This is a genomic window from Pontibacter brevis (assembly GCF_054779655.1).
On sequence record NZ_BAAGXV010000078.1, the window covers coordinates 1 to 13,874 of the forward strand.

11 protein-coding genes are annotated in these 13,874 nt (G+C 48.7%); 5 read left to right on the top strand and 6 right to left on the bottom strand.

The features are described from left to right. Window positions 1-100 precede the first annotated feature (100 nt). Complete coding sequence (locus ACYVB1_RS16025) at window positions 101-1,336, bottom strand: S8 family peptidase (protein WP_460924798.1); 1,236 nt, start codon at window positions 1,334-1,336, stop codon at window positions 101-103. A 321-nt stretch (window positions 1,337-1,657) separates the two neighbouring features. Here ACYVB1_RS16025 and ACYVB1_RS16030 point away from each other — a divergent pair, with 321 nt between their 5' ends. Continuing rightward, on the top strand, window positions 1,658-2,356 hold the full coding sequence (locus ACYVB1_RS16030) for a type 1 glutamine amidotransferase (protein WP_460924799.1): 699 nt from the start codon (window positions 1,658-1,660) through the stop codon (window positions 2,354-2,356). Window positions 2,357-2,408: 52 nt separating this feature from the next. Here the strand turns inward: ACYVB1_RS16030 and ACYVB1_RS16035 are convergent, their stop codons facing one another. After that, window positions 2,409-3,824, bottom strand: a complete 1,416-nt coding sequence (locus tag ACYVB1_RS16035; protein WP_460924800.1) for a M20/M25/M40 family metallo-hydrolase — start codon at window positions 3,822-3,824, stop codon at window positions 2,409-2,411. 502 nt (window positions 3,825-4,326) lie between these two features. Here ACYVB1_RS16035 and gndA point away from each other — a divergent pair. The 4 genes from gndA (at window position 4,327) to ACYVB1_RS16055 (ending at window position 10,057) form a co-directional block, all read left to right on the top strand. Beyond that, window positions 4,327-5,745: an NADP-dependent phosphogluconate dehydrogenase gene (gene gndA, locus ACYVB1_RS16040; RefSeq protein WP_460924801.1), complete on the top strand. Its 1,419-nt coding sequence runs from the start codon at window positions 4,327-4,329 to the stop codon at window positions 5,743-5,745. A gap of 89 nt (window positions 5,746-5,834) precedes the next feature. Beyond that, entirely contained in the window at window positions 5,835-7,343 is a 1,509-nt protein-coding gene (gene zwf, locus ACYVB1_RS16045; protein WP_460924802.1) for a glucose-6-phosphate dehydrogenase, read from the top strand. A 10-nt stretch (window positions 7,344-7,353) separates the two neighbouring features. After that, complete coding sequence (gene pgl, locus ACYVB1_RS16050; RefSeq protein WP_460924803.1) at window positions 7,354-8,085, top strand: 6-phosphogluconolactonase; 732 nt, start codon at window positions 7,354-7,356, stop codon at window positions 8,083-8,085. 418 nt (window positions 8,086-8,503) lie between these two features. Next, window positions 8,504-10,057: a M20/M25/M40 family metallo-hydrolase gene (locus ACYVB1_RS16055; protein WP_460924804.1), complete on the top strand. Its 1,554-nt coding sequence runs from the start codon at window positions 8,504-8,506 to the stop codon at window positions 10,055-10,057. Between the two features lie 206 nt (window positions 10,058-10,263). Here ACYVB1_RS16055 and ACYVB1_RS16060 read toward each other — a convergent pair whose 3' ends face one another. From ACYVB1_RS16060 to kaiC, 4 genes are read right to left on the bottom strand one after another with little or no spacing between them, the layout of a single operon-like run. Beyond that, the gene (locus tag ACYVB1_RS16060) at window positions 10,264-11,523 is read right to left on the bottom strand and encodes a sensor histidine kinase (protein WP_460924805.1); all 1,260 of its coding nucleotides are present in this window, start codon (window positions 11,521-11,523) and stop codon (window positions 10,264-10,266) included. 30 nt (window positions 11,524-11,553) lie between these two features. Then, on the bottom strand, window positions 11,554-11,880 hold the full coding sequence (locus ACYVB1_RS16065) for a circadian clock KaiB family protein (RefSeq protein WP_460924806.1): 327 nt from the start codon (window positions 11,878-11,880) through the stop codon (window positions 11,554-11,556). Then, window positions 11,877-12,176, bottom strand: coding sequence for a circadian clock KaiB family protein (locus tag ACYVB1_RS16070; protein ID WP_460924807.1), 300 nt, complete (start codon window positions 12,174-12,176; stop codon window positions 11,877-11,879). Before ACYVB1_RS16070 ends, ACYVB1_RS16065 begins: the two co-directional genes overlap by 4 nt. Window positions 12,177-12,195: 19 nt before the next feature. Beyond that, on the bottom strand, window positions 12,196-13,707 hold the full coding sequence (gene kaiC / locus ACYVB1_RS16075; protein WP_460924808.1) for a circadian clock protein KaiC: 1,512 nt from the start codon (window positions 13,705-13,707) through the stop codon (window positions 12,196-12,198). Window positions 13,708-13,874: the final 167 nt, after the last annotated feature.

Consider the following 13,874-nt stretch of genomic DNA (forward strand, 5'->3'; position numbering starts at 1 on the left):
CTGGCACAAGGTCTTTTACCCTTTCCCATTGCTCGTTTGTCAACTCCATGAGAAACCAACATATTAACTCAAGCTGGGATTCCCATTTTTGAGATAGCCTCTAATGAACAGCAATTACATCGTGATTTCCATCTGGATCACCTGATACCGTACCTCCATTTTTTAGTTCACCTAATAAAAGCAAACCTGCCACGTGCGGAGCCGCCATAGAAGTACCGCTGATGGTATTATAGCCACCATCTTTCCAGGTTGATTTGATACTGACACCTGGAGCACAATAGTCCACAGGCGGATTTCCATAGTTAGAGAAAGAAGCCCAAATATCACCTTCACTCATTGCGGACACTGTAAAAATATTGTTATGGTTTGCACGAGCTGGCGATGAGTTTTCTGCATGTGTACTCTCATTACCGGCTGCCAATGAAAACTTGATACCTTCTTGTGCTGCTTCTATGACAGCGGCATCTAGTGCGTCAGAAACCGGACCGCCTAAGCTCATGTTGGCCACATCACCGGGAACACCATTTGCTGCTACATAATCCACACCGGCAATTACGCCAGAGTAAGAACCACTCCCACGGGAGTCCAGCACTTTTACAGCCACTACTGTGGCATTATAAGCAACACCAACTACACCTATTTTACCATCTTTTATAGCTGCAATCGTGCCTGCCACATGCGTTCCATGGCCATTGCCATCATCAGGACTTTTGGCATCTCTACCAGTGGTGACAAATGTTCTACTTCTCTGTGCATCAACATTAAGGTCAGGGTGATCAAGGTCAATACCTGAGTCGATTACCCAGGCTGTCTTGCCAGTACCGTCTCCTAAACCAACACGGGTAACACCCCAAGGTGTTTCCTCAGATGGTGTACTGCCTCCCCCACCTCCAGCAAAATCTGGCTTGGCTAACACCACCATCCGATCCGGCTCTACGTAGTCTACACGAGGGTCTTTCTTGAGGTTTTCTACCTCGCTTTCGGAAAGTTTGGCTGCTACACCTAAAATGGCTTTGCCGTAAGCCTGCTCTATGGCAACTTCTTTCACTCCGTTTGTTGCCAGAATCTCCTGCCCCATTTCACGCACAGTTTCTACGCGCTGCTCATAGGTAGTGGTGGCACTGAAACGCAAGGTACTATTGTCCTTGAAAACAACGATATACTGGCCAGGTATAATGGCCCCGTTCTCACTGCTGGACTGCAGGGTGGCAACTTGTGGTTCGATTCCTTCTTCTGTCCCGGGGTCGCAGGCAGTAAAGGTACAGGCTGCGGTTGCTACTGCAGCACTGAAAAGGATGGAGCGCAGTACTTTGCGCAGCGGTAGATCATGTTTCATAATTTTAGTTTTTATGATGTAAAAAATGAAAATACCAGGACAAAGCACTGAATGCGCTTACAGGGAGCGTGCAGGCTGATGTGATCCAACTCTTGGGTGTCTTTTAAAACAGATTAAAACAGATTAATCAGGATGTAAAAAATCTTGTGGCCCACCGGAAGAATTATACTATTTCCTGTGTTATTATACTTGTTCATACCCTTTTTGTTAATCCTTTTACTAAGGGAAAAAGAATGCTTACCCTTTAATCTAAAGAAGGCGTTCTGTATATTCCGGAAAAAACGGAACAAACGAAGTATATTTTAAGCCTGTACCACAACAATGCCACTGCACATCCACTGCCTGCAACATATCCCCTTTGAAACACCTGGCTATATTGCCGAATGGGCCGAAGCAATGAAACACACGCTCACATACACCAGATTCTACGAGGCTGATTATAACTTTCCTGCACTGGAAGAACTGGATTGGCTCCTGATAATGGGTGGTGCCATGGCTTGCTATGAAGAGGACATGTTCCCTTTCCTGGTAGAGGAAAAGCGATTTATCCGGAACTGTATTGAAGCAGGTAAAACAGTGATAGGCATCTGCCTGGGTTCGCAGTTGCTGGCTGAGAGCCTGGGAGCAAGAGTGTACCCAAACAAAGACAAAGAAATTGGCTTTCTCCCTGTGGCCCTGCAACCTGCTGCTTCATCGCACCCTTTGCTACAAGGCCTGCCTCCTGTTCTGGAATTTTTCCAGTGGCACGGCGACACCTTTGATTTGCCGGAGGGGGCAACCTTGCTTGCCACTTCTGAAGCATGTAAAAATCAGGCTTTCCTGAAAGGGAAATGTGTGGGAATGCAGTTCCACTGGGAAGCAGATGAAAACATAATCAGAAGCATGCTGGAGGCGGACAGGCATGAGTTAGTTGAGGCACCTTACATTCACCAGGAAGAAAGAATAGTGGCGGAGCTTCCGAAACTGAGCATGCTAAAGCCGTACCTTTTCCGATTCCTGGACCGGCTGGCACTGCTGTAATCAGAGGCTCAGGAGCATCATGTAACCGGATACTGCTCCTGAGCATTCCTTATTACCTGATAAGCATAATAGCTGCAATTGTTTCTATTCCCTCCCAGAGGTATTGTATCTGTACGTTCTCATTTTCTGCATGCTGGTTGTTGTCGTAATTCACAATGGGTACCGTGACGACATTAGATCCCAGTATTTCCTCGAACAGGTACAAAGGCAGGCTGCCTCCCATTGACGGGATCAGCACCAGGGGTTCTTTGGTAGTGGATTGTATAGCCGCTTGGATGGTTTTGGATATGGGCAGATCCATGGGTGTGCGCTGCGCATTGTAACCGTGTTGTACTTGCACCTGTATCAAATCAGGATATTTGCTTCGCTCCTCTTCTGTTGGCTCGCTGTTTACCACATGATACCCCCTGCTCCTGATGTGCGCGATGACCTTGTCCACCTGCCGTTTATAATCGTTGCCCTTTACCAATCGCAGGTCCAGAACTGCTTCTGCCTGGGAGGGAATAACATTACTGGCAAGAGGGCCTACATTCGCACTTTTTATCCCATTAATATTTAAAGAGGGAATCATGATGGCTGCAGCCAGCGACCCCTCAGGATTTTCCGGCGTGCTGATGCCCAGCTCTTTCTTCAGGATAGCATCCTGGTCAGGCAACTGTGCCAGAGCCTTTTTTTCTGTGTCTGTAAGAGGAGTTACATCGTCATAAAAGCCTTCTATCAGCACCCGCCCCTTTTCATCTTTCATAGAAGCCAGCAGCTGTACCAGTTTCAAAGCCGGGTTCGGTGCCCAGTTCCCGTAGTTACCACTGTGCAGCGGGCGCTTAGCACCATACATTGTGAGCGCCATATTTGCATCCCCGCGCACACCGTACACAATGGTTTTTCTTCCTGAAGCATGTCTTGGCGCGTCGACAATAATCCAGCAGTCAGCCTTCAGTTTCGCCTTATTCTTTTCAAAGATTTCATCCAGGTGAATAGAGCCCACTTCTTCTTCGCCCTCAAAAAGAAACTTGATGTTGGCGTGCAGGCCGTGCCCTGTTTTGGCCAGCGCATCATAGGCATTCAGAATTGCCATAACGCCTGCTTTATCATCGGCAGCTCCTCTGCCCGAAATGCGCCAGTCCGGGTTCACAGCATCTCCGCTCTTGTAAGGTCCGATTATTTTACCCCCATTTTCTAGGGGTGCTGTAATCAGCACCGGCTTAAAAGGCTCCAGCCCCTCGAACCATTGTGCCGGGTTTACCGGCTGCCCATCGTAATGCGCATAAAAACCGATGGTCCTGGTAGCACCGGGATTTTTTACCTCACCAAACACGGCCGGGGTTACGCCAGCCGTTGTACCTGTCAGCAACTCTGCATTTATACCTCTGCGGGTCATCATGTCTTTGATGAAGGCTGCATTCTTCAGAATGTTGCTGGTATCAGTAGTTACATTCGGGATAGACAGAAACCGGGTGTACTCCTCCATCAGTTTCTTGTCATTTTTTTGAATATACTTTTTTACTCTCTGTGCCTGGAGTGCAGGCCCCAAGCAAAAGGTAAAAGCTAGTAGAGAAAGTAGTGTAATAGTACTTTTTTTCATGAGCGCTGGTAATAAAAAAGGAGCAGGTGCCCTTTTACTGTTATTTAGTGCTAATATACTCATCCATTCCTGTTTTAAAGAAGCCTTTACGCAAAGCTCCTCCTTCAAACCTCCCTTTTTCATCTGTTAAGCCTTAAAAAACACCTCAGAATCATGCTTGTAAGGAGCACAACACGCTTGTTATCGGGTATATAAACAGAACTGAATGCCCTTAACATGGTAGCCCGTGGATTTATATGTAAGAAATATTTTATAAGTTGTAGCTTTAACGCATTCAAGGAAGTTCCTTGTACAGCATAGGAAATAGGATGTTGGTTGGCGAAGGAGAAGATTTTACTAAACCTAATGCTTTATGATCGCATATAACCTCTACATATAATTCCTACTTATGAACGACATACAATTTGAATTCGGGATGGTTGGCCTGGGTGTAATGGGCAGAAACCTGATGCTCAACATCGCTGATCATGATTTTTCGGTAATAGGGCTGGATCTGGATCCGGTAAAAGCAGCGGCAGTAGAAACAGAAGCTGGCGCCGGCAAAGCCGTTCGTGGCACCACCTCCGCAGAAGAGTTTATACAATCGCTCCGCACGCCCCGCGCCATTATGCTGCTGGTACCGGCCGGAAAACCTGTAGACGCAGTGATTGCCTCTTTACTACCCCTGCTGGAACCCGGTGATATTGTCATCGACGGCGGCAACTCCTACTTCCCGGATACTGATCGCCGTGTGGTGGAACTGGAAGAGAAAGGCATTCACTTCTTTGGGATGGGCATTTCCGGAGGAGAAAAAGGTGCCCGCTTTGGCCCGAGCATGATGCCGGGTGGAAACCGGGAAGCCTACGAAAGGCTGCGCCCTGTTTTCGAGGCTGTTGCCGCTAAAGTAAATGGAGAGCCTTGCGTGACTTACCTGGGCAATGGTTCTGCCGGCAACTATGTAAAGATGGTGCACAACGGCATTGAATACGGCATTATGCAGCTGATAGCGGAGGCCTACGACCTGCTGCGCCGTGGTGCCGGGCTAAACGACAGCGAACTACAGGCCGTTTTTCAGGACTGGAACCAGACAGAGCTGCAGTCTTTCCTGATTGAGATTACAGGGGAAATCCTGAAGAAAAAAGACGATGAAACCGGCCAGGCTTTGGTGAACCTTATTTCAGACAGAGCCCGCTCAAAAGGTACTGGAAAATGGACATCGCAAAATGCCATGGACTTGCAGGTACCTGTCCCGACGATTGATACGGCTGTGCTCATGCGCGACATTTCGAAGTATAAGGAGGAGCGCGTGGAAGCCTCAAAGCTTCTCCCCAATAACCTGCTTCAGGCCAACGGGGTTGCAGATAGCCAGGAACTGGTAAACCAGATGCGCAACGCGTTTTATTTTGCCATGATTTCAACTTATGCCCAAGGAATGGCCCAGCTGAAGGTGGCCTCGGAAGCCTACAATTATGGCCTGCAGTTACAGGAAGTAGCGAAGATCTGGCGGGGTGGCTGCATTATCAGGGCAGCATGCCTTACTGATATCCGCGCTGCCTACGAGCAGAACCCGTCGCTGCCCAACCTGCTGCTCGACTCCAAAATTGGCGGCGATCTGATGGCTCGCCAGGACGACATCCGCTCTGTCCTCAAAGCAGCCATCGACAAGGGTATTGCCATGCCGGCTTTCATGTCTTCCCTGTCTTATTTTGATGCCTACCGCACAGAGACCTTACCCACAAACATCATTCAGGCCCAGCGCGACTACTTTGGTGCGCACACTTATGAACGCACAGATAAGCCAGGCATTTTCCACACTGAGTGGGATTAAGAACAATTTGTTCATCAAATAAAAACTTCAAAAGAAAAAGGTACTTGTTTGCAAGATGCCTTTTTCTTCTTTTACCTTCTTTTGATAATATGAAATCAGCCAGTAAAGCAGCACCTACTATTGCCATTATATTCGGAGGAACCGGGGACTTAGCGAAGCGTAAATTGGTTCCGGCTTTTTACAACCTGTTTCTGGACGGTTGGTTGCCGGAGCCATTCGCCATGATCGGCCTGGGCCGCACGGATACAAACGACATCGAATACCGGGAGCACCTCCGGGAGGGGGTTATCGAATTCTCCCGAAGCGGGGAGCCTGCAGCGGAATCCTGGGATACCTTCAGCAATTCTCTGACTTACCTGCGATCCAATATCAACGATCCGGCCTCTTACCAGGAGTTGGCCGATAGGATACACGAATTAGAGGAAGCCTGGGGTACGCGGGCTAACCGCTTGTTCTATTTGTCGGTAGCCCCAAGATTCATAGAACCTGTCACCGTCAACCTCGCACAGGTTGGTATTGCCAGCGATGTGGAACGTGACAGGATAGTGGTAGAGAAACCTTTTGGTCATAACCTGAAGACGGCAAAAGAGCTGAATCAGCTCCTCACCCGCACTTTCCAGGAATCGCAGATATACCGCATCGACCACTACCTCGGGAAAGAGACTGTGCAGAACATTCTGGCGTTCCGCTTTGCCAATGCCCTCTTCGAACCCCTCTGGAACAGGAACTACATAGAGTACGTCCAGATTACGGTGGCAGAAGAGGTTGGCGTAGAAGACCGTGGCGGATATTACGAAGGGTCCGGAGCCTTGCGTGACATGATCCAGAACCACCTCCTGCAGCTGCTGTGTATGGTGGCCATGGAGCCGCCGGTTACCTTTGAGGCCGAGGAAATACGAAACCGGAAAGTGGACGTACTGCACGCCGTTCAGCGCTACTCGCGGGAAGACGTAGGCAAGTTTGCCGTGCGCGGTCAGTACGGTCCGGGCTGGATGAAGGGAAAGCAGGTGCCAGGCTACCGACAGGAAACCGGTGTGGATCCTAACTCCAAAACCGAAACCTATGCCGCCATCAAGTTCTACCTCGACAACTGGCGCTGGCAGGGTGTGCCCTTCTACCTGCGTACTGGCAAAAGGATGCAGGAGAAAAGTTCCTCCATCACCATTCAGTTCCGCCCGGTGCCACATCTCACCTTCCCCACCACCATGGCAGAGAGTTTGTTACCGAACCGCCTGATCATTAACCTGCAGCCTGAAATGGACATACGCCTGCGCTTTATGGCGAAGAAAACAGGACTCGATATGGCCTTAACCCCGGCTGAAATGGTGTTTGACTTCAACGGCGCCAATGCCCATTCTCAGTCGCCGGAGGCTTACGAGACGCTGCTATTGGATGCTATGCAGGGCGATGCCACCCTGTTTATGCGTTCAGACCAGGTGGAGGCGGCTTGGGATGTCATCACCCCTATCCTGGAAACCTGGGAGTCACGCCCGTCATTGGAGTTCCCGAACTATGCAGCGGGGATGTGGGGCCCGGAAAATGCTGAAGCCCTTATAGCTCGCGAAGGCCATACCTGGACAGTTACTTTACCTCATTAACCGATAAAGCATGCTAAAGATATTTAAAGATAAGGATCAACTAAGTAAAGCAGCCGCCAAACTTTTCGTGCGAAAGGCACAGGAGGCGGTGCAGCAGAACGGCCGCTTTACCGTTGCCTTGACAGGAGGCTCCTCCCCGGTGCAACTGCACAACCTGCTGGCGCAGCAGCCCTACCTGGAGCAGGTGCCTTGGGATAAAACGTTTGTCTTCTGGGGTGATGAGCGGTGGGTGCCTCTAACAGATGACCGCAGCAACGCCAGAATGGCTTTTGAAACATTCCTGAATAAGGTACCGGTGCCGGCGGAACAGATTTACCCAATGTGGCAGGAAGACACGGAACCAGAGGCTTTTGCAAAAAAGTATGAGCAGTTGCTGCAGCAGCATTTCAACCAGCAGTCTCCTCGGTTCGACTTAATCCTGCTGGGCATGGGCCATGACGGGCACACGGCTTCCCTGTTTCCGGGAACAGAGGTATTGCATGAGACTTCGCGCTGGGTGCAGGCTTATTACCTCGAACCACAGTCTATGTACCGTGTTACGCTAACAGCCCCACTCATCAACCAGGCCAGAACCATCTGCTTTCTCACCTTTGGCTCAAACAAAGCCCCTGCCTTGTACGAGGTGCTGGAGGGAGAAAGAAACATAGAGAAATACCCCTCGCAGCTGATTCAGCCAGAGCAGGGAGAAGTGATATGGATGGTAGATGAAAGCGCTTCTTCGAAGTTGAAGAACAAGAAGTAGATGTCTGAGGTTTTGATTCTCTATGCTTCATGAGGCAGCTCGGCCTGGGTTAAATAAAAACCAACCTCTGCTCCCAATGCCATTAACTTATGAAAACAATAGGTAATCTGTCATTTCGAACACAGTGACACATGATTGCTTAAGTTGAAAGCATCGCCTCCTGCCCTTCCTAAGAGTCAATTCAATTGTGCAGGATTTTTCCTCCTCAAAAGGGGTGGGTACAGCAATGTTGCAGTACGCTGTGCTTATACAAAGCATGTACTACAACAAACACCGAAGCACCTCATAATTACTACAGAAAAGTCATTTTCTCACGTCCTACTATAAAATTTAGCTCCTAAAACCTTATTTTGCCTGTACTTTGCTGCCACAACACATCCTGGTGGCATTACCCGATCATTCACTTAAACCTCTCTACATGAAAAAGACACTACCCTATTTGTTTCTCCTGGTGTTGTTATCCAGCAGCCTGACCTTTGCACAGCAAAAGAATCCGGTTGTTGAAAGCATCATCAAAGAAGCCAACCAGAACTCTCAGTTAGAAACATTGGGCTACGAACTGATGGACGTTATCGGACCGCGCCTGGTGGGAACCCCGCAAATGCAGAAAGCCCATGACTGGGCCGTTAACAAGTACAAAGGCTGGGGTATTGCTGCCCGTAACGAGAAGTGGGGCGAATGGCGCGGCTGGGAAAGAGGCATTACCCATGTAGACATGGTGCACCCCAGGGTAAGGACACTGGAGGCGATGCAACTGGCCTGGAGCCCTGCCACACCGCGCAGAGGTGTAACAGCCGAGCTGATTGTGCTGCCGGATGTGCAGGATTCCGCTGCCTTCCAGCGGTGGCTGCCTTCTGCAAAAGGCAAATTAGTTATGATTTCGATGTACCAGCCTACCGGCAGGCCAGACTATAATTGGGAGAAATTTGCAAAACCGGCTTCTTTTGACAAAATGAAAAAAGAGCGTGACGCACAGGAACAGGCATGGCGCGAACGCATCAACAAAACAGGCTACAACACCCGCACCCTGCCGCAGGCCCTGGAAAGAGCCGGCGCAGCAGGTATCGTCACTTCTAACTGGTCCCGTGGCTTTGGCGTGAATAAGATATTCGGTGCCTACACCAAAAAGATTCCAAGTATAGACATCGCTCTGGAAGATTACGGTATGCTGTACCGCATGGTGGAGCACGGTGACAAGCCACAAATTAAAATTCAGGCGGAGTCTAAGAACTTAGGAAACGTACCTACTTTTAATACCATCGCCGAGATAAGAGGTACTGAAAAGCCGGAGGAGTATGTGATGCTGTCGGCCCACTTCGACTCCTGGGATGGTGCCACCGGTGCCACAGACAACGGCACAGGCACTATTTTGATGATGGAAGTGATGCGTATTCTGAAGCAGGTATACCCTAACCCGAAAAGAACAATCCTGGTAGGTCACTGGGGCAGCGAGGAGCAAGGTTTGAACGGTTCGCGAGCCTTTGTGGAGGATCACCCGGAGGTGGTGCAGAATTTACAGGCACTTTTTAACCAGGACAACGGCACCGGCAGAGTGGTGAATATCTCAGGCCAGGGTTTTTTGCATGCTTACGATTACCTGGGCCGTTGGCTGAATGCCGTGCCTCAGGAAATTACCAGTGAGATAGAGACCTCTTTTCCTGGCGCTCCAGGCGGTGGCGGCTCTGATTACGCATCCTTTGTAGCAGCCGGTGCACCGGCATTTAACTTAAGCTCCCTGAGCTGGGACTACGGCACCTACACCTGGCACACCAACCGGGACACCTACGACAAGATTGTGTTTGACGATGTGCGCAGCAACGTAATACTGGCTGCTATACTCGCCTACATGGCTTCCGAAGACCCGGAAACTACATCCCGTGAGCGAATTGTGCTGCCCGTTAACTCCAGAACAGGTGAGCAGATGGTATGGCCAACACCACGGCCCGCTACCAGAAAAGGAGGGCAGGAATAAGCCGGCTTTGGCTGAAGATTTAAAAGCTGGTGCTATGGTAGCAGGCGGACTAGCCCTTGTTTACCGATAAAAGCCCCAGCCAAACACAAACACAAGTCCTATAGTATTTAAAGCAGTCCATCTGGTATCAGGTGAACTGCTCCTTTTTTAGCCTTGCTCGTAAAAAAATTGTTGAGTCTTTTTACCAGCTTCTGACAGTCTTCTTTTTAATACGCTTTGAAGTACAGGTTAAACATAGAGCCCTTGCCCACTTCACTTTCAACTGTGATCCTTCCATCGGCGTTATCCATGATTCTTTTCACAATATAAAGCCCGATACCGCTTCCCTCCACATGATCATGAAAGCGCTTGAACATGGCAAACAGCTTTGTCTCGTGCTTTAAATCAATGCCCAGCCCATTGTCCCGGACACGCAGCAAAATAAAGTTATCCTCCCGTCTCATGCTGATCTGCACAACCGGGCTTCTGTCAGGAGAGCAGTATTTGATGGCATTACTTAAAAGGTTATAGACAATACTCTGGAAATTCTTCTTTGAGAACTGCAGTTCTTGCCAATCTGGGATGTCCAGCAACACTTCTGCCTTTGATTTTATGATCATTTCACTTAACCCGGCTGTCACTTCCTGTATAATCTTCTGGCAGTTTATTTTTTCAGATGGGCTGGAGAAGTTCTTCTGGACCCTCGAAATCTCGGTTAGATCCAGAATAGTTGTTTTGAACCGGGATATGGATGTACTGATGTGGCTGATGATTTCTTTCAGCTCTTCCCTGGAGGCATCTCCCTCCAGCACTTCCTCCAGTATCGTTACCAGGCCCTCGATGTTCAGGACCGGGTTCTTTAAATCATGCGATGCCGTATAGACAAAAGTATCCAGGTCATAGTTGATTCGAACCAGCTCTTCGTTCTTTCTGGAAAGTTCTTTTTTAGTCTGGGTAAGCCTTTCGAGCTCCTTCTGCTCTGACAGGTTGGTAACAATGATGCCGAGCACTTCATCGCCTTTGGTAGCAATGGTTTTCAAAGAGATGTATACATGCAGCAGGTCTTTGAGGATGGGCTGTAAAATGAACTCACTTTTAACATGCTGCCTCCACCCCTGCGTAAATAAACTCTGAAAGGGCTCCTGGTACTCGGAAGGAATAAACCGCAGGAAAGAAGAGCCTATTACTTCACTGATGGGCAGGTTCACGAACCTGGAAAACTGGTTATTGCAGTACAGCACCAGGCCTTGCTGGTTGAGTGTAATCGCCCCCTCCCCCATGTTTTCTACCAGCACCCGGTACGTCTCCTCGGCACCTTCCAGGGTAAATATCTTCGTTACGCCGTTTTCCTGCACGGCCAGCGCATCCACTGAACCGGTACGAATTGCCTCAAGCGTATCCTCGGCTACCTGCAACTGGTAGCGGAGCTCATTCACTTCTTGCTGAAGTTCTTCGGCAGATTTATTTTCAGAGGCTTTGTATAACACTTGCAGCGCAGGTAAAAGGCTAACAATAATTTAACTTTCCTTGCGCAAATCCAAGCCCAGCAATACCTTTTCAGTATTAGACATATCCCCTATCAGCCGTCTCAGCGGATGGGGAAGCTGTTTTATCAAAGTAGGCGCCGCTATAATCTGCTCCCCTTCCGCCAGCATCGGCTGCTGAAATATATCAATCACCTCCAGTTCGTATCTTCCCTTTAAATGTTGCTCACAAATTTCCTTTATGTTTTCTACCGCGCGTTTCGAATTAGGTGTCATGCCTGTTATATACAGGCGCAACATGTACTTTTCGGTAACAACTGGCTCCAACCAATCTTCAATATCATCTGATTCTATGCTCATGCACGTATGGTTTTAATGTCCAACCCTACCAAGACCTTCTCTTTGTTTGATAAGTCGCCTATAATCTTTCTCACTGGTAGCGGCACTTTCTTCACCAAAGTAGGTATGGCCACAATCTGATCTCCCTCGGCTAACTGGGGATGCTTTAACAAATCAATAATTTCAATCCTGTATTTTCCTTTTAAGTGCTCTTCGCAATACTTTTTGAGGTTAACCAGGGCAGTAACAGATTTCTGAGTTTGCCCGGCCACGTATAATCTCAATTCAAAAAACTCCTCTTTTTCCTCTGTTATCATTATAAGCTATGTTCTGAACTTACTGATTGATTGTTTTAACCCCAACGGCCTGTTTGCCGTTCTGGTTTAGTTGCCGGGCGGTACCTACCAATACGTTGCCCGCTGTATCTGTGTCTACATCTATCAGGCGAAGACCTTCATTATCGATGATAAACTCCCTTACCTTGTTCGAGTTATGCATTCCCCTTGATTTAAGCACATATAGCCCCCTGTTGCGCTCCCCGTTTGACTCAAGGTCCCGCACCATCAGCCAGGTATCAATCAGAGAAGAAATTCCCTCATCCTCCGGATCCAGCATGTCCGTGTTTTTGATCTCAGAAACAAAAAGGGCAGTGATACCTTCTGACTTCAGGAAATAAATAAGCCGGGTCAGCATCGCCTTTACTTCCTTGCAGGATGCGATGGTTCTCAAGTTCGTAATCGGGTCAACAATCACCACCTCCGGCTTAAAGCTTTTGATGGCTTTGTGCATCGATACCAGGTGCATTTCCAAACCATAGACAGTGGGGCTGTTCGCCTGAAACTTCAGGTAGCCATTGTCTACATGCGGAGCCAGATTCAGGCTAATAGATGCCATGTTACGGATTATCTGATCCTGGGACTCTTCGAAGGCAAAATACAGGCACCGCTTTTTCTGCTCACAAAACTCATTTGCAAAAAACGAAGCAATGCTGGTCTTGCCTGTACCGGCAAATCCTGAAACCAACACGCTGCTTCCTTTGAAGTAGCCGCCACTCCCCAGCATTTCGTCCAGTTGCGGAATACCGGATGAAATTATCTCGCTACTGGCCGCGTAATTCAGTTCAAGGGAAGTAGTAGGCAGCACCGAAATCCCATCCTCGTCTATCAGGAACGGGTATTCGTTTGTGCCGTGTACAGTACCCCTGTATTTCACAATTCGTAACCGGCGGGTGGAGATTTGGTCAATCACGCGGTGGTCCAGCAGAATAACGCAATCAGATATGTATTCCTCCAGGCCCTGCCGGGTCAGGCTTCCCTCCCCGCGCTCACCGGTTATTACTGCCGTCACGCCTTTATCTTTTAGGAATCTAAAGAGCCTTCTTATTTCAGAACGTAGGATAGCTTGGTTATCGAGGCCGGAGAACAAGCTTTCAATGGTATCAAGCACCACCCTTTTGGCGCCAATTGAATCTATGGCATAGCCTAAACGAATGAACAGCCCTTCCAGGTCGTATTCGCCTGTTTCTTCAATCTCGGTTCTTTCCACCCGCACATGATCCAGCTTCAGCTTCTTTTCCTCCACCAGTTTGTTTAAATCAAACCCAAGCGAGGCGACATTATAAGCCAGTTCCTCTTTAGTTTCTTCAAAGGCCATGAACACCCCTGGCTCATCAAACTCCACAATGCCCCGCACCAGGAACTCCATGGCCATTAAGGTCTTGCCGCATCCGGCGCTGCCACATATCAGTGTGGGCCTGCCTGTCGGAAACCCACCACCCGTGATGTCGTCTAAGCCATGAATGCCGGTTTTTGATTTTGGTAGTTGAAAAGGAGGTGTGGTTTGTGCCATCGTGGTAACCGAAACTATATAGAATAATACAAATGAAATAGCTTAGAATGTGCTAAGGTAGAGAATTTATGTGGGATGCGTGGAGAATTGTTCAACTTCCAGAAAGCACAAATAACAAGTCTTTAATTTAAGAAAACTCAAGTTGCGGGAAATAAGGATCAGTTCTG